The sequence below is a fragment of the Micromonospora sp. NBC_00421 genome, assembly GCF_036017915.1.
GTDB lineage: Bacteria > Actinomycetota > Actinomycetes > Mycobacteriales > Micromonosporaceae > Micromonospora.
Genome location: NZ_CP107929.1, coordinates 6,003,215 through 6,019,633 on the forward strand (window position 1 = coordinate 6,003,215; position 16,419 = coordinate 6,019,633).

The following is a 16,419-nucleotide window of genomic DNA, read 5'->3' on the forward strand; positions in this document are numbered from 1 at the left end:
GATCGCTCATGGGATGTCGATGGGCGCTTCGTACCACCGCACCGGCGGGTCGCCGGCACGCAACGGGAGGAGGAAGCGGTCGATCTCCCGGTCGGCCAGCTGGTACGGCTGGAACGCGTCCCGGAAGCGCTCACGGATCGCGGCGGAGCGGGCGCCGTAGTCGGCCACCGTGAGCTGCCGCAGGATGGCCTTCTCCGGTTGCAACATGAACAGCAGCCATCCCTGCGCGCCGTGCAGGTAGCGGGAGTGGTCGTGCGGGTAGCAGGGCGCGAAGACGCTGACGAAGCACTCCTCACCCTCCAGCACGAGGTACCACTTCGGATCGGTGACCGTGGCCACGTCCAGGCCCGCCGGTGCCGCGCTGGTCAGCGTACGGATGAGGTGGTCGACGAACGCGCGGAACAGCCGGCCGAGGTCGTCGAGGGACTCGCCGAAGACGTCGGTCGGGAAGGCGAAGACGAAGCCGTCGAGGACGTCCCCGTCCAGGACCCGGACGAAGCGGCGTACCCAGGGCACGGCGGCGTCCATGTTCTGCGCGAACGACAGCGTCCGGTCGTACGCCGGCGGACCCCACAGGAACGACTTCTGGGCGAACGGACAGTACGTCTGGTCCTGCACGGGACGGATGAGCCGAACCGACTCGGCGCAGGACGGGTCGAACTCCACGTCGACGTCCCCGGTCGGGCGCCGCGCCGCCCGCAGCCGGGCCGTGAGCCGGTCGGCCAGGTCGTCGGCGGAGTCGAAACCGGCGCAGGCCGCGAGGATCAGTTCCGGCAGGACAGGGTGCAGCCCGGTGACGTCCGGCCGGGTGCCGGGCGACACGTCGGAGCGGTAGTAGGCCAGCGCCCGCACGACAGTCTGCGCCGGTTGCCGGAGCCGGTCGGGAAGGTCGGCGGGCGGGTGCGGTCCGGCCGTCGGGGCGATCGCGTCCGCCAGGTCGGCGCTTCCCGACGTGCTGGTGAGCGCGTGTTGGAGCACGCAACCGTACTGGTTCGCCAGGCAGAGGGCGATGGCGACGATCTCGACGAGGGAGTCCCGCCGGGCGTGCTCGTCGGTGGCGGTGGTGAACGCCCGCACCTGCGCGGTCAGGTGGTCACCGGGCAGGCCGGGTGCCCAGCACTCGCCGGTGTCGACGACCATGCGGCGGAAAGCGTCCTGGAGGCGTTGGACGTGCAACTTCATCGATCATCCCTTCGCTTGAGGGTCGCGGCGGGGAGCACACCGATGCGGTGCCGGGTCGGCGTCAGCCCAGGAACATGCTCCTGAGGCGCGCACGGGCCACGGACAGTCCGCCCACGGCCAGGACGACGAGATACGCCACGTGCAGCAGCGCGCTCGGCACGGGTGCACCGAGGAAGAACATCCGGGCCAGCTCGACGCCATGGTAGAGCGGCGACAACTGCACCAGCCACTGCAACGGCGCCGGATAGCTGGACAGCGGGAAGAAGGTGGTCGAGAAGAGGAACATCGCGGTCGAGGCCAGGGTCACGTAGTCCAGTTGGGCCTGGGAACGCAGCGTGGTGGCCCAGGCCATGCCGACGGCGGCGAAGGCGAAGGAGACCAGCAACCCCACCGGGACCAACACGACGGCCCAGGGTGTCGAGACCAGACCCATGGCGGTGAGCACACCGAGGAAGACGGTGCCGTAGAACCCGCCGCGCAGGACCGCCCAGCCGACCTCACCGAGGACGATGTCGAGCGGGCCGACCGGGGTGGTGAGCATCGCCTCGTACAGCTTGTCGTAGCGCAGCTTGAAGTAGATGCTCATCGTCTCCGAGATCGCCCCGTTCATGGCGGAGGCCGCCAGCAGCGCGGGAGCGACGAAGTCCACGTAGGGCACCGTGCTGCCGTCGGCCAGCGTCACGTCCGGCACCAGCGAGCGGAAACCCACAGTGACCGCGAGCAGGTAGAACAGCGGCTCGACGACACCGGAGATCAGCACCGCCCAGGCCCGCAGATAGAGCCGGGCCGAGCGCTCGACGATGACCCGGGCGAGACCGGCGTACTCGTCGACCGGCAGTATCCGCCGCAGTACGCCGCGCCGCTGGTGCGGGATTCCCGGGCGGGTCTGGGTGGTCGTCATACGACCAGCCGCCGGTAGAACTGGCGTCGCGCCGCGACGGCACCCACCGTGAGCAGCACGACGAGGTACGCGACGTGCAGGACGGCAGCCGGTGCCGACAGGCCGCCCAGCGTCAGGCCGCGCGCCAGTTCGTTGCCGTGCCACAGCGGGGAGATCCAGGCGATCGGCCGTACCGCGAGGGGCAGCGCCGAGATCGGGAAGAACGTGCCGGCGAACAGGGTCATCGGCAGCACGACGAACCGGTTGATGGCGACCAGGCCGTGCCCGTCCCCGCGCACCGTCGCGGCGTAGGCGGCGACCGGCGCCGCGCAGGCCGCACCGGTGAGGACGGCGACCGGCACCGCGAGTACGGCCCACCCGTCGACCCAGCCGCCGAGGAGGATCCCGATCAGCAGGAAGACGACGGCCCCGATGAGCAGCCGGAGCGTGATCCACAGCAGTTGCCCGGCGAGGAGCTGGCCCGGGGTCACCGGGGTGGCGGTCACCGCGATGAAGTCCCGCTGCCACTGGAAACTCGACAGGACCGGCTTGCCTGCCTCGGCGACTGCCGTGGTGAGGACGGTGCTCACCATGAGTGCCGGCGCGATGTACTGCACGTAGAGGTAACCGCCGGTCGCCGGGCCGGGCTGCACCTGCGAGCCGAAGCAGAGCCCCATCGCGCCGAGGAACAGCAACGGTTGCAGCGCGGAGGCCTGCAACGTGGTACGCCAGCTGCGCCGGTACCACCGCCAGCAGGCCTCGACCCGGAGCGTGGCCGCCCGCCAGACACCGACCACCCGGCCGGTGGCCTTCGGTGCGGTGGCCACCGTGGTCCCCGTCATCGTCAGTCCACCAGCTTTCGGCCGGTCAACCTGAGGAAGACGTCCTCCAGGGAACTGCGCCGGACGAGGCTGGAGACGGGATGCATGCCGGCGGCGGAGACCCGATCGAGGAGGTGCTCGCCGCTGTCGGAATACAACAGGAAACGGTCGGGCAGCGCCTCCACCCGCTCGGCGAGACCTTCGAGGGCAGTCCGTTCCATCGGTCGGTCGACGGGGAAACGGAGTTCGAGCACCTCGCGGCTCGAGTACCGGGCGATGAGGTCCGCCGGGGAGCCCTCCGCCACGATACGACCACCGTCCATGACCACCAAGCGGTCGCAGAGCTGCTCCGCCTCGTCCATGTAGTGGGTGGTGATGATGAGGGTGACGCCGGCCTGCTTGAGCTGGTAGAGCCGCTCCCAGAGCAGGTGGCGGGCCTGCGGGTCGAGGCCCGTGGTGGGTTCGTCCAACAGGACCAGTTCGGGGTCGTTGACAAGCGCCCGGGCGATGGTGAGCCGGCGCTTCATGCCGCCGGACAACGGCTCCACATGGTCGTTGGCCCGGTCGGAGAGCCGGGCGAACTCCATCAACTCGGCGGCCTTCTCCGCCACGTGCGCCCGGGACAGCCCGAAGTAGCGCCCGTAGACGAGGAGGTTCTCCCGGACGGTGAGCTCGTTGTCGAGATTGTCCTGCTGGGGCACGACGCCGATCCGGGCGCGGATGTGCGGCCCCTGGGCGTGCGGGTCCATGTCGAGGATCCGCAGCTCACCGCTGGATCGGGGGGAGATGCAGGAGATCATGCGCATCGTCGAGGACTTCCCCGCGCCGTTGGGTCCGAGAAATCCGAACACCTCGCCGCGCTGGACCTCGAAATCGATGCCGCGGACGGCCTCGAAGTCCCCGAAGCGTTTCTGGAGAGCCTTCGCCGACACGACCGGTGACGTCGGAAGAGCAGCATCAATCATGGTGTGGGGAACATCCTCGGATCCATCGCTCCGTGACCAACAGTGGACCTGTTCAGCAGGGCAGATCGGCTTCCGGTCGGCGTCCTGTCCAGGTGTCGACGTGTCGGAATTGCGAATGTCGAGGGCACGCCCACGCCCCATGGCTCTGCCTACCGATGTTCGTCACCCCCCAGTGGTCGGCGTCGCCACGCTACTACAGCGTTCTCCCTGCTCGCAAGCAAGATCATAAATGGACGGAGGGCTCGGTGAGCAGCTCCCGAGGGGGTGCTGAGCTCCGTCGATGGCGTCGGCGCGGGGGTGGCGGACGGGAACAGCCACGGTGCCGGCGATGGCCACCGTGGCTGTTCCTCGACGTCCCGGCGCTCAGCCGAGCGGTCTCCGGCCGCTGTCCCGTGGGGCGGCCGGCGTCAGGGGCGTGACCGTCTCGTCGGTCAGGGACTGGTGCACGAGATGTTTCCGGGCGCCGCGCTGCTGCTCCCGTTGGCCAGGAAGCCGAAGGTGGTCGAGGCGTTCGCGCCCAGGGTGCCGTTGTAGTCGGCGTTGCGGACGCTGATCGTGCCGGTGGTGCCGGTGTTGACGCCGTTCCAGACGTTGGCGACGGTCTGCCCGCCGGCGAGCGTCAGCCGCACCGTCCAACCGCTGAGGGTGGCGGAGCCGTTGTTGGCCACGGTGACCTCCCCCTGGAATCCACCGGCCCAGCTGTTGACCAGACGGTACGTCGCGGTGCAGGCACCCGACGGCGCGGTGGTCGGTGGCGCGGTGGTCGGCGGTGCCGTGGTGGGCGGTGCGGTGGTCGGCGGTGCGGTGGTGGGTGGCGCGGTGGTGGGTGGCGCGGTGGTCGGCGGTGCGGTGGTGGGTGGCGCGGTGGTCGGCGGCGTGGTCGTCCCCGGCACCGAGGTGGAGGCGGCGTTGAGGGCGTTGAGCACGGAGGTGTACGCCGGCTTGGGGTTGCTGTTGCGGTCGAACAGCAACGGGTTCTCGTTGCCCCGCCAGGAGTCGCTGTCCCGGATGCCCCAGGTGGTGATGCCGACGCAGCGGGGGACGTTCATGCAGGCCTGGGTCAGGCCCTGGTACTGGCTGGTCGAGGCGTTGGTGACGTCGGCCTCGGTCAACGCCACGTCCACCCCGAGGGCGGCGAAACTCGACAGCGTCTGCTGGAAGTTGCCGGGCAGCGAGCTACCACCGGTGAAGTGGGTCTGGAGACCGACGCAGTCGACCGGGACACCACGGGCCTTGAAGTCCTTGATCATGTTGTAGACGCCCTGCGTCTTGCCGTACGACCAGTTCTCGATGTTGTAGTCGTTGTAGCAGAGCTTCACCGACGGGTCGGCGGCCCGCGCGGTCCGGAACGCCACCTCGATCCAGTCGTTGCCGGTGGACTGGAGGTTCGACGAGCGTCGGCTGCCGTTCTCGGCGAAGGCTTCGTTCACCACGTCCCAGTAGGCGAACTTGCCCTTGTAGTGGGCCATCACGCCGTTGATGTGGCTGATCATCGCGGACCGCAGGGCGCTGCCGCTGAGGCTTCCCCAGAACCTCGGCTGCTGGGCGTGCCAGGCCAGGGTGTGGCCCCGGAACCGCATGCCGCGCTGGGTGGCCCAGTTGTAGATGGCGTCGCCGTTACGGAATTCGAACTGGCCGGGGTTGGGCTCGGTCGCGTCGGGCTTCATCTCGTTGACGGCCGTCATCATGTCGAACTCGCGGCTCGCGATGTTCAGGAAGCCCGAGTCGTTGAGCCGGTCCGCCCCCATGGCGGCGCCGAAGTACCTGCCGCTCCGCTCGGCGGCAGCCTTCAGGGTGGTCCCCGGCGGGCCGTTGAGATCGGCGTGGGCGAATGTCGTCATGGTCACCGAGGACGCGGTGACCAGCAGGGCGCAGATGCCGCCGACGAGCAGCCGGGCGCGGCGGCGGGTACGGCGTTTCGGTGGTGTGGGTACGTCGTTCATGTATGCGTTTCCTCCTCGATCTCTGGCGGGAAGCGGTGCCGTGGAGGGCCGCCCCGGTGGGACGGGCCGCCCCGGAACCCGGGGTCCCATGCATTGCTTGCCACCTGCGCGCCGCCGAGGTCGAGTCCTGTGCTGCCTGGCGCCTAGCCCTTCGGAAGCGGGCAGGGTGCAGCGTTCCCTCGCACAATATATCGAGTTGCATCGATCAGCAACGCGACTTCGGGTCTACCCGCGCGCCGCCCGGTCCTCGATCAACAGGGCGCGACCGGTGTCACCCGGAGGGTGGTCGGAGCGGTAGGGGAGCCGACCGACTGCCCGGCCGCTCAGGTCGCCGCGAGCGGGACCCTGCGCAGAGGACCGGGTCCGCCCCGCACCGGTCTACAGGGCGACGAGTTGCCACTCCTGGTTGGCCCCGGTGCCGGTCGGCCACTGGATGACGTTCGCCCCGTCGGCGGTCGACCCGCCGGACACGTCGGCACACCAACCGGTGCGGACGTTGACCAGCCGGTGGTAACCGCTGCTGCCGGCGGGCACGAGCCTCCACCACTGGTTGTCGCTGTTGGCATCGGTCGACTGCTCCAGTGCCGCGCCCTGGGCGGAGCCGCCGGGGCTGCCGAGCACCTTGCCGCTGTGGGCGCTGCGCAGCCGGTAGGAACCGTCGGGGTTGGGTTCCAACGACCACCGTTGGTTGGCGGCGCCGGTCCAGGTCCACTGGATGACCCGTGCGCCGTCGGCGGTGGACGCGCCGTTGACGTCGAGCACCTTGCCGCTGTTGCGGTTGACCAGCCGGTAGCTGGCAGCCGGGGCGGTCGCGGTGAGGCCCAGGGTGAGCTGGACAGTGGTACCGGCGGGCAGCGTGACGACCCGGGCGTGGTCGCCGAGGGTGGAGGAGGTCACCGTGATACCGGGGGTGGTCGTGACGGTGGCGATGCCCCGTCGGCAGATCAGGCTGATGTCCTGGGTGATCGCCGAGGTCAGGGTGACGGTGGTGGTACGGCTGCCGGTGTCCCAGCTGAGCCGCTGGACGTGGATGCGGTTGCGGCCGCGTACCCCCGTGATGGTGCCCCGGGGGAGTTGGTCGGGTAGCGCGGGCAACAGTTCCAGGACACCCGGCCGGGTGTAGACCAGCGCCTCGGCGAGTACTGCGGGGATGGCGTTGGCGGCGTCGGCGTTGTAGATGTCCAGGTTCGGGTTGTGGGAGGTCATCAGGGACCGGAACACCATGTTCCGGCCGAGGATCTTCAGCAGGTTGCCGTACACGCCGGGGCCGTCCTTGAGGCGGGCCCGGGCCAGGGCGCGGTGCAGGCTGCCGTGGGCCGAGAGGTTCTCGTCACCGCGCAGGTCCAGTGCCCGGCGGGCGGTGCGGACGAGGTCGGGCCGTTGCTCCGGGTTGATCTCGTGCAACGGCCAGGCGCCGTACAGGTGGTGCACGTGCCGGTGGTTGTAGTTGTCGGTCAGGCCGGGCCAGGACCATTCGGCAAGCGCGCCGTCGCCGTTGACGGTGTAGCCGGGGAGCCTGGCCAGCAGCGCGGTCCAGCGTTGCACGCCCTGCCCGTTGCCCTGCTCGACGCCGAGCGTGTTGGCCGCGTCGATGGCGGCCGTCAACGCGTGTCGACCGGCCATGATGTCGCCTGTCGCGTTGATCGCGAGGAGCTGACCGGTGCTGGCCGGCCGGTTCTCCATCGAGAAGGACGGGACGAAGACCACCTTGCCGGCCGAGTCGGTACGGGTGAGGAAGTCCTCGTAGAAGAGGGCCAGCTCGATCAGGGCGGGGCCGAGCTGGTCACGCAGGAAGGCCGCGTCCCCGGTGGTCTGGTAGTACTCCAGCAGCGGGTAGAGCAGCCAGTCCGCACCGCCCGTCCAGCATTGCCCGGGGAAGCCCGTGTCGAAGTGCAGCATGTAGCCGTACTCGCCGTCGGTGCGGCTCGGGGCCAGGAAGCCGCGCGCTCCGTAGAGCCGGCGGGCGTTCTCCCGCCAGTGGGCGAGCTGCCCGAGGACCAGGGTGCGGTACCCCTGCATCGCGTCACCCAGGTCGAGGATGTTCCCGCCCGCGACCTGGAGGTTGATGTTGGCGTCGGTGGTGAAGTCGTCGGCCCAGGCTCCGGTCCAGGTGCCGGTCCAGATCCCGGTGAGGCGCGGCGGCAGGATCCCGCTGGAGCTGACGAAGAGGTACCGGCCCGAGTCGTACAGCCGCTCCAACAGGGCGATGTCGACGACGGAGGGGTTGGCCTTCTGGCGGGCGACCAGTTGACTGGTGGACAGTTGCCGGTCGGCGGCGGAGACGCCCAGGTCGATACCGGAGCGGTCGTACATCGCCTGGTGCTGCGGGGCGTGCCGGCCGAGCAGGGTGGCGTAGTCGACGGTCAGCGCGGCCAGTGCGGCCTGCAACGGCTGCCCGCTCCAACCACCGGCCGTCTCGTACCGGTCGAGCTTGGTCAGCAGCAGGATCCTGGTGGCCCGGGACACCACGAGCGCCGAACCGCTCACCGTGATCGACGCCTGGCCACCGTCGGCCACGACGCGGGTGACCCCTTCGAACCCGTACGCGCCGCCGGACGGATAGGTGCCGCGCACGTCCAGGTACCCGGAACCACCGGCCAGCGTCGCGGAGACCGTGTAACCGACGTTGCCCGGTACGCCGTCCAACCCGGTGTTGACGCGCAGGGTCGCGTCCAGCGTCTGCCCGGCGGCCGGCAGCAGTTCGTGGACGACGACCCGGTCGGCGCGCGAGACGAAGGCGCGGCGTAGCCAGGTCCCCGAACCGTCGGTCCAGGCGTGGCTGACCTCGCCGGTGCGGAAGTCGGTGATCCGGGCGTAGTCGTTTGCCGTCGTCATCGCCGGCGTGCTGATCTGTAGCTCGTGGCCGGGGTGGTAGGTCTGCGTCCAGCGCAGCGCCCAGCCGTTGACGAAGGTCGCCGTGGCCCCGCTGTAGTTTCCGGACATGGCCTGGTCCCGGGCGCGGGAGAGCTGTCCGGAGGTCACCGGCGGCAGCACGCCGCGGGAGCCGTTCGGCAACACGAACCGGTGGTGGTTGAAGATCACCTTCTCCAGTGTCGGCGTTCCGTGGAGCACCGCACCGTACTCACCGTTGCCGGTCAGGAAACCATCGGTCCACGCGGTCGCCGCCGCCGTGTCGTGGATCCCCCGCTCGGGCAGCGTGACCTGCGCCGGGACGGCCGCGTCCGCCCGTGCGGGCAGCAACCCACCGGACAGCGCGGCAGCGCCGGCCGACAGCCCCGCGCCCGCGAGCAGTTGCCTGCGCCTGATGGGATGTTCGGAAAGACCCACGCGTCGAACCCGCTGTCTGCCAGGAAACCCGACCCGGATTTCATCGATGACTATCGACTCAATTCGCCGCCATCCTAAGAAGTTTTGTCGATATGTGTCAATGTGTTGTGGGGCGTGTGCGCAGGCCCGCGGGCCGAGGGTGCCGACCGGTGGGGGTCACGGGGTGAAGCTGGCGTAGTAGGACGCCGCCATGTCCTCGTCGCCGTGTCCCTGCTCGGCCGCGCGCCGGAACCGTTCGGCGCCGGCGGCCACGACGTCGAGGCGTACGCCGTGGTCCAGGCCCGCGGCGACGATCAACCGGGCGTCCTTCTCGGCGGTCCCCACCGCGAAGCTCGCCGGTGACAGCCGGCCCTGCCGCACGAGGTCGGTCTTGGTGTGCAGGTAACCCAGGTCGAGCGGGCCGTCCTTGATCACCTCGAAGAAGCGGTCCGGGTCGACGCCGAGCGCCCCGGCCAATGCGAGCAGCTCGGCCGCGCCGTGCGTCACCGTGAGCACCCAGCCGTTAGCCACCAGCTTCAACCGGGTGCTGTCCCCCCGCGCGCCGTCCTCGCCCAGCCACACCACCCGGGCCGCGATCGCGTCGAGCACCGGGGCGAGCCGCTCCCGACCGGAGGCCGGCCCGGCGGCGAGCACTGTCAGTCGACCGGCCTCGGCGGGCTCCCGGGTGCCGAGCACCGGCGCGTCGTAGAAGGCCACCCCGTGTTCGGCGGCGACCCCGGCCAGCCCGGCCACGTCGGCCAGGCTCGCGGTGGTCGTCTGGAGCCAGAGCGCACCCGCCTTCAACCCGGGCGTCGCCTGCCTGATCACGTCGCGGACGGTCCCGCCGTCGTACAGCATCGTGATGATCACGTCGGCGTCGCGTACCGCGTCGGACGGGGAGGCCGCCACTGTCGCACCGGTCCCCGCCGCCTTGTCCGGCGAGCGGTTCCACACGCGTACGGCATGGCCCGCCCGGACGAGATTGCGGGCCATGGCGGCGCCCATGATGCCCGCGCCCAGAACACCCACGGTCGGTTCATCGGTCATGGACCCATCCTTACCGACGGCGGGGTGGCGGCATCCTCGACACGGCATCTCGAAAGTTTTCCGAAACTCGTTGACACTTTCGAAATGCCGCTGCAATACTCCGAGCACAGTGACATCAACGCATCTCAATAGATATCCGCCTCGTCAGGTGTGTCCCAGTTCTCAGGAGGACCTGCGCATGATCGCCAGTATCGGTGGCTCCCGCCGCCCGTCCGTCCCCCGAGCATCGCGCCGCACCGTCCGGTTGGCCGCGCTCGTCACCACCGTGGCGCTGGGTGCCGTCGGTCTCGCGGTCGCCGCGACCCCGTCCAGCGCCGCCGCCTGCAACGGCTACGTCGGCCTCACCTTCGACGACGGTCCGACCGGCAGCACCGGCGCACTGCTGTCCGTGCTGCGCGCAAACAACGTCCGGGCCACCATGTTCAACGTCGGGCAGAACGTGCAGGGCAACCAGGCCGCCGCGCGGGCCCAGGTCGACGCCGGCATGTGGGTCGGCAACCACAGCTGGAACCACGCGCACATGACCTCGATGGGTCAGAGCCAGATGCAGTCGGACCTCTCCCAGACCAACTCGGCGATCCAGGCGGCCACCGGTGTCCGGCCGCAGCTGTTCCGCCCGCCCTACGGGGAGACCAACTCGACCCTCCAGTCGGTCGCCTCGTCGCTCGGCCTGCGACAGGTGATCTGGGACGTCGACTCCCAGGACTGGAACGGTGCCAGCGTCGGCCAGATCGTCTCCAACGCCGGCCGGCTCCAGGCCGGCCAGGTGATCCTGATGCACGACGGCATCCAGAACACCCGTGACGCGATCCCGCAGATCGTGGCCAACCTGAACAGCCGCAACCTCTGCCCGGGGATGATCTCGCCGAGCACCGGCCGGGCGGTGGCCCCGGACGGCACCCCGCCGACCACCGGCACTCCGACCACCCCGCCCGGCAACCCGACCACCCCGCCGCCCAGCGGGGGCTGCACCGCGACGGCGACGTACCCCAACGTCTGGGGCGACAGGTACAACACGTCGGTGACGGTCCAGGGGGCCGGCAACTGGACGGTGGTCGTGGCGGTGACCGCGCCGCAGAAGATCACCACCACCTGGAACGGCGCCCCCAGCTGGGACGGCACCGGCAACGTGATGACGATGCGGTCCAACGGCAGTGGCAACACCTTCGGCTTCACCACGATGATGAACGGCAACAGCGGCGCCAGACCGCAGATCCGGTCCTGCACCACGGGCTGATCGCGGGTGGCCCGCCGAGGCCACCGGTACGGCTCGGGTGAGGGGCCGTCAATCCCACCTCGCCGGCCGACCCTCCCCGGATGCAGGATCCGTCGCATCCGGGGAGGGCCGGCCGGCGGTGGTGCTATCCGGGCAGGTGGGGGGTGGCGGCGAACTCGACGAGCTGGAGACGACCGCGGGCATGGGCGTAGCGGGTCAGTGAAGTGTTGGCGATCGGGGTGGTGGCGAGGATCGCGTCGAGGTCGGTGAACGACAGTCCGTCGAGGAGGTGACGCACGGCGACGACCACGGCGTCGTGGGCCACCACCCACACCCGGCGGCCGGCGTGGCGGCTGCCGAGGTCGGCCAGGGCGGCACGGACGCGGGCGACGACGTCGTCGAACGTCTCCCCGTCCGGTGGCCGGTAGGCGTAGAGGCCGTCGGCGGCGAGCCGGGCCGCCTCGGTGGGGAAGCGCTCGGCGATCATGAGGGGCGTCAGGAGCTCCAGGTCACCCATGCCCCGGTCGACCAGCCGGTCGTCGAGGTCGGCCGGTGGGTGGGTGACACCGAGGGCGGCGGCGGTGTCCGCTACCCGGGCCCAGGTCTGGCGGGCCCGCAGGTAGGGGGAGCAGACGACGTGCTCCGGGAGCTGGTCGGCGGGCTGCGCCGCGAGCCAGTGGCCGAGCCGGGTGGCCTGCCGCCGGCCCAGCGGGGACAGGTCGATGTCGGCGTCGCGCCCGGTAAGGCCGTGCGCGGCGACGCCACGGGTGTGGGCCTCGGCGAAGGCGACGTTGGCGAGGCTCTGCCCGTGCCGAACGACTGTCAACTCTGCGACGGTGTCCATGGGTGATCCGCGGGCCCTCCGGGCTGCGTCCGAAACTATCGAGTCACACGTCCGAAACTACCGGTTGAAAAACCCGGACATGTCTGCCAGCCTGAAACGCATCGATGTCTGTGAACGTTAACAGGATCTTGGTAAGCCGTACCACCACCCACCACAGGAGGTAGCGACAGTGCGAGGACAGGCATACCACCCCCCGCCCCTGGAACACACCCACGCGGACCGGGTGTCCCCAGGCCTGCGGGGACGGCTGGCCAAGCTCGCCACGGCCGGGATCGCCGCCGCCGTCGTCGGGTTGTTCACCATGACGGTGGCGACGGGGTCGGCGTCGGCTGCCGACAACCCGTACCAGCGGGGCCCGGACCCCACCCGGGCCAGCGTCGCGGCGGTGAACGGCCCGTTCGCCAACACGTCGGTCGCCGTCCCGACCGGGTACGGATTCAACGGCGGCAGGATCTACTACCCGACCGACACCAGCCAGGGCACCTTCGGCGCCATCGCGATCTCGCCGGGTTACACCGCGTTGTTCTCCGTCGAGCTGGCCTGGATGGGGCCGTGGCTGGCCTCGCACGGCTTCGTCGTGATCGGCATCGAGACCAACAGCCGCAACGACTTCGACACGGCCCGGGGCACCCAGTTGCTCGCCGCGCTTGACTACCTGACCCAGCAGAGCCCGGTGCGCGACCGGGTCGACCCCACCCGGCTGGCCGTCTCCGGTCACTCCATGGGTGGCGGTGGAGCGCTGAGCGCGGCGCTCCGGCGTGCGTCGCTGAAGGCGGTGGTCGGCATCGCGCCGTACTCGCCGTCGTCCAACCTGGCCAACGACCGGGTGCCCACGATGATCTTCTCCGGGCAGGCGGACACGGTGGTCACCCCGTCCTACGCCACCGGTCTGTACAACAGCATCCCGGCCACGACGGAGAGCGCCTACCTGGAGGTCGCGGGCGCCGACCACGGGTTCATGGTCGGCCGGTCGAACCCGGTGCTGATCCGGACCATGCTGCCGTTCCTCAAGATGTTCGTCGACAACGACGCCCGCTACAGCCAGTTCCTCTGCCCGCTGGCGGACAACAGCGGCGTGGTGACCTACCGCAGCACGTGCCCGCTGCTGCCCACGACGCCGACCACCCCGCCGCCGACCCCGTCGGACACCCCGCCGCCGACGCCGACGAGCACCCCGACCACGCCGCCGACCACCGGCCCGCCCGGCACCGCCAGCCTGGTCGTCGGCGCGCAGTCCGGCCGGTGCCTCGACGTGCCCAACGCCTCCCGCGCCAACGGCACCCGGGTGCAGCTCTGGGACTGCAACAGGCAGGCCAACCAGTCCTGGACCTACACCTCGACCAAGCAACTACGGGTGTACGGCGACATGTGTCTGGACGCGGCGGGTTCCGGCAACGGCGCGGCGGTCCAGATCTACGGCTGCCACAGCCAGACCAACCAGCAGTGGAACGTCAACGCCAACGGCACCATCAGCAGCGTGCAGTCCGGGCGGTGCCTGGACGTCTGGAGCACGGCCAACGGGGCGCAGATCCAGCTCTACGACTGCCACGGTCAGACCAACCAGCGGTTCACCCTCACGCCCCTCGCCTGACTCCCGACCGACCCGGCGGACAGGCCCCTGACCCACCGGGTGCGTCCACCGTTTCGCAGGGCCCGTGCCGGGCCGTGCCCTCCCGCACGGGAGGGCACGGCCCGGCACGGTGCCGTACGCCAGCTGGTGACTTCTTCTCAGATTCGGCCGTTCGCACTGCTAATCGAGGTTGGCGGGACAAGCTGTGTCCGGTTTGCGAGGCTTAGCGGGTGCGGAGGGATGATCCCGCGCCACACCCGACGGCCGGGGGGCGGCGTCTGGTGGCCCGTGACCCCGGGGCCATCGGCGATGTGAGCTGGGTCGAACTCTTCGTCGATCTGCTCTTCGTGTTCGCGTTCCTGGCCGTCACCACGCTGATGGGCGAGCACTTCAGCCCTCTCGGGCTGGTCCAGGGCGTGCTCGTGATCCTGCTCATCTGGCACTGCTGGACGCCGTGTGTCTGGCTCGGCAACGTGGTGCACCTCGACCGGGGGGTCATGCCCCCGATCATGCTCGGCATCGCCGCCGCCCTGCTGGTGATCGGGGTCGCGATACCCGAGGCGTTCACCGACCGGCAGGGCGGGCTGCCCGGCCCGCTGGTGCTGATCTGTGGGTATCTGCTGATCCGGGCGACCGCCATGGTCATCCTCACGTTCGTCCGTCACCGGGGCGAGGGTGGACGGCGGTCGGCGGTCGCCGCATGGTTGATCTTCATCGCCGGCGGGCTGGTGCTGCTCGCCTCCGCCCTGGTGCCGCCCCTGCTGCCGGCGACCGTCGATGCCGCACTGGTGCAGGTGGCGCTGTTCGCGTGCGCTCTCCTGATCGACTCTCTCATCCTCGTGGTGGCCAGCAGGGGCGGCTGGCGGGTCGTCTCGCCGTGGCATCTGGCCGAACGGCACGCCCTGATCGTGCTCATCGCGCTCGGCGAGACGATCATCTCGATCGGTGCCAGCGAAGGGCTCGGGGTGGACCGCCCGGTGACCCCCCAGTTGGCCGCCGGGGCCGTGCTGGGCATCATCGTGGTCTTCGCGCTGTGGTGGAGCTACTTCGACCTGGCCAAGGTGATCATCGAACGTGCGCTGCACGCCAGCGCCGGGAAGGACCGCACCAGGGTCGGGCGCGACGTCTACAGCGGGCTGCACCTGCCCATGATCGGCGGGTTGATCTTCTTCGCGCTGGGACTGAAGCATCTCAACACGCACGCCACCCCGGAGAGCGCGCACCCGTGGCCCTCAGCCGGCACCACCATCCTGTACGGCGGCGTGCTGCTCTATCTGGGAGCGCTCGTCGCGGTGGAGTGGCGGGCGGTCCGGCTGCTGGGCCGGGGTCCGCTGACGGGGGTGGGGCTGCTGCTGGCGCTACTGACGGTGGTCGGTCGGATCTCCGAGGTGCAGGCCCTGGTGGTGCTGGTCGTCGCCACCTGCGCGATGGTGGTGCTGGACAACACCGCCTTCCGGCAGCGGCACCGGCAACTCCACGAGTCGGTCGAGTCGGACAAGATCCCCGTCGGGGCGGTCGACCCCCGGGGACTCTTCGTCGACCTCGTGTTCGTGTACGCCTTCATCGAGGTCACCGCGGTGATGAACCGCTTCCCGACCCTGCTCGGGCTCGCCCAGGGCATGATCCTGCTGGCCCTGCTCTGGTGGGCCTGGACGTCGTACACCTGGCTCGCCAACGCGGTCCGGCACGACAGCACGGTGGTGCGACTGAGCACGGCAGGCATCATGACGGCGGTGCTGCTGATCGGGCTGGCGATCCCGCAGGCCTTCGAACCCCTGCCCGGCAGCCTGCCCGGCCCGCTGCTGGTCATCGGGTGTTACATCGCCATCCAGCTCATGCAGGCGTTGATCTTCCGGCAGATCGTCCGGGAGAACGCCGAGCTGCAGGGCACCCGCAACCGGTTCGGCGCCACGGGGGCGACCATCGTCATCCTGCTGGCGATCGCCGTCGTCGAGTTGACCGCCCCCGACACGGTGACCCGGCACCCCGCCATGACGCTGCTCTGGGTGGCCGCGCTGCTCGTGCAGTACGTCGCCGGTTACCGGGCCGGTGGGCGGCTGTGGCGGATCAGGCTGGTCCGGCACTGGGCCGACCGGCACGCCCTGGTCATCCTGATCGCCTTCGGCGAAGCGGTCCTCTCCGTCGGCGTCGCCATCGACGAGGAACCGATCGCCGCCCCTACCCTGGTCGTCGTCGTCGCGTCCGTCGTCGCCCTCGGCACCATCTGGTGGAGCTACTTCACCGGCATCGACGCTGCCCGGATCACGCTCGCGGCCTACGAGGGGGACCGTCAGGTCCGCGCCGCGCGGGACGCGTACACCTATCTGCACCTGCCGATGGTGGCCGGCATCGTCCTGGTGGCCTACGGCCTGCACCAGACCCTTGCCGCGTCCCAGGACCGCGACAGTGCCCTGCTGGGCCACTACACGCTGTTCCTCGGCGTGGCGTTGTACCTGCTCGGCAACCAGATGTTCTGGCTGCGGATCTTCCGGACCGTCAGCCGTCACCGGCTCATCGGCGCCGGCGTGGTGACCGTCCTGGCGCCGGTGACCGTCGCGCTGCCCTCCGTCGTCTCACTGGTGCTGCTGACCGTCATCGGCGTCGTCTTCGCCGTCGTCGAGGCGGTGCAGGAGGGCGACCCGCGTACCCGGCGGCCGGCCCGGACGTGACCCCGGGGTCCACCG

At 70.2% G+C, this 16,419-nt stretch carries 11 protein-coding genes; 3 read left to right on the plus strand and 8 right to left on the minus strand.

The genetic code is table 11. From position 1 onward, the window contains the following. Positions 1-6: 6 nt before the first annotated feature. The 7 genes from OHQ87_RS25625 to OHQ87_RS25655 all read right to left on the minus strand — a co-directional run bounded on the left by OHQ87_RS25625 (position 7) and on the right by OHQ87_RS25655 (position 10,105). Positions 7-1,182: a hypothetical protein gene (locus OHQ87_RS25625; RefSeq protein ID WP_328341932.1), complete on the minus strand. Its 1,176-nt coding sequence runs from the start codon at positions 1,180-1,182 to the stop codon at positions 7-9. 61 nt (positions 1,183-1,243) lie between these two features. Further along, the gene (locus OHQ87_RS25630) at positions 1,244-2,083 is read right to left on the minus strand and encodes an ABC transporter permease (RefSeq protein WP_328341934.1); all 840 of its coding nucleotides are present in this window, start codon (positions 2,081-2,083) and stop codon (positions 1,244-1,246) included. Beyond that, a complete protein-coding gene (locus OHQ87_RS25635) occupies positions 2,080-2,904 on the minus strand; it encodes an ABC transporter permease (RefSeq protein ID WP_328341935.1) in 825 nt (274 codons plus the stop codon). The genes OHQ87_RS25630 and OHQ87_RS25635 overlap by 4 nt, the downstream gene beginning before the upstream one ends. 2 nt (positions 2,905-2,906) lie before the next feature. Beyond that, positions 2,907-3,848 carry an ABC transporter ATP-binding protein gene (locus tag OHQ87_RS25640; protein ID WP_328341937.1) on the minus strand — a complete coding sequence of 314 codons (942 nt, stop codon included), beginning with the start codon at positions 3,846-3,848 and terminating at the stop codon, positions 2,907-2,909. Positions 3,849-4,279: 431 nt separating this feature from the next. Further along, positions 4,280-5,791: an endo-1,4-beta-xylanase gene (locus tag OHQ87_RS25645; RefSeq protein WP_328341938.1), complete on the minus strand. Its 1,512-nt coding sequence runs from the start codon at positions 5,789-5,791 to the stop codon at positions 4,280-4,282. 378 nt (positions 5,792-6,169) lie between these two features. Further along, complete coding sequence (locus tag OHQ87_RS25650; protein WP_328341940.1) at positions 6,170-9,079, minus strand: glycosyl hydrolase family 95 catalytic domain-containing protein; 2,910 nt, start codon at positions 9,077-9,079, stop codon at positions 6,170-6,172. 156 nt (positions 9,080-9,235) lie between these two features. Next, positions 9,236-10,105 carry an NAD(P)-dependent oxidoreductase gene (locus tag OHQ87_RS25655; RefSeq protein ID WP_328341942.1) on the minus strand — a complete coding sequence of 290 codons (870 nt, stop codon included), beginning with the start codon at positions 10,103-10,105 and terminating at the stop codon, positions 9,236-9,238. A 178-nt stretch (positions 10,106-10,283) separates the two neighbouring features. Between OHQ87_RS25655 and OHQ87_RS25660 the strand changes: the two genes are divergently transcribed. Beyond that, positions 10,284-11,342 (plus strand): polysaccharide deacetylase family protein, encoded by a 1,059-nt coding sequence (locus OHQ87_RS25660; protein ID WP_328341944.1) that lies wholly within the window; start codon positions 10,284-10,286, stop codon positions 11,340-11,342. Positions 11,343-11,466: 124 nt separating this feature from the next. Here OHQ87_RS25660 and OHQ87_RS25665 read toward each other — a convergent pair whose 3' ends face one another. Continuing rightward, a complete protein-coding gene (locus tag OHQ87_RS25665) occupies positions 11,467-12,165 on the minus strand; it encodes a histidine phosphatase family protein (protein WP_328341946.1) in 699 nt (232 codons plus the stop codon). A gap of 223 nt (positions 12,166-12,388) precedes the next feature. Here OHQ87_RS25665 and OHQ87_RS25670 point away from each other — a divergent pair, with 223 nt between their 5' ends. Together OHQ87_RS25670 and OHQ87_RS25675 are read left to right on the plus strand one after the other, a co-directional pair. Then, positions 12,389-13,756, plus strand: coding sequence for a poly(ethylene terephthalate) hydrolase family protein (locus OHQ87_RS25670; RefSeq protein WP_328341948.1), 1,368 nt, complete (start codon positions 12,389-12,391; stop codon positions 13,754-13,756). Between the two features lie 260 nt (positions 13,757-14,016). Next, positions 14,017-16,404, plus strand: coding sequence for a low temperature requirement protein A (locus OHQ87_RS25675; RefSeq protein WP_328341950.1), 2,388 nt, complete (start codon positions 14,017-14,019; stop codon positions 16,402-16,404). Positions 16,405-16,419: the final 15 nt, after the last annotated feature.

Excerpts from the sequence above, each read along its gene's own strand:
- OHQ87_RS25625 (WP_328341932.1), bottom strand. The coding sequence starts at position 1,182 with ATGAAGTTGCACGTCCAACGCCTCCAGGACGCTTTCCGCCGCATGGTC.
- OHQ87_RS25630 (WP_328341934.1), bottom strand. The coding sequence starts at position 2,083 with ATGACGACCACCCAGACCCGCCCGGGAATCCCGCACCAGCGGCGCGGC.
- OHQ87_RS25635 (WP_328341935.1), bottom strand. The coding sequence starts at position 2,904 with ATGACGGGGACCACGGTGGCCACCGCACCGAAGGCCACCGGCCGGGTG.
- OHQ87_RS25640 (WP_328341937.1), bottom strand. The coding sequence starts at position 3,848 with ATGATTGATGCTGCTCTTCCGACGTCACCGGTCGTGTCGGCGAAGGCT.
- OHQ87_RS25645 (WP_328341938.1), bottom strand. The coding sequence starts at position 5,791 with ATGAACGACGTACCCACACCACCGAAACGCCGTACCCGCCGCCGCGCC.
- OHQ87_RS25655 (WP_328341942.1), bottom strand. The coding sequence starts at position 10,105 with ATGACCGATGAACCGACCGTGGGTGTTCTGGGCGCGGGCATCATGGGC.
- OHQ87_RS25660 (WP_328341944.1), top strand. The coding sequence starts at position 10,284 with ATGATCGCCAGTATCGGTGGCTCCCGCCGCCCGTCCGTCCCCCGAGCA.
- OHQ87_RS25665 (WP_328341946.1), bottom strand. The coding sequence starts at position 12,165 with ATGGACACCGTCGCAGAGTTGACAGTCGTTCGGCACGGGCAGAGCCTC.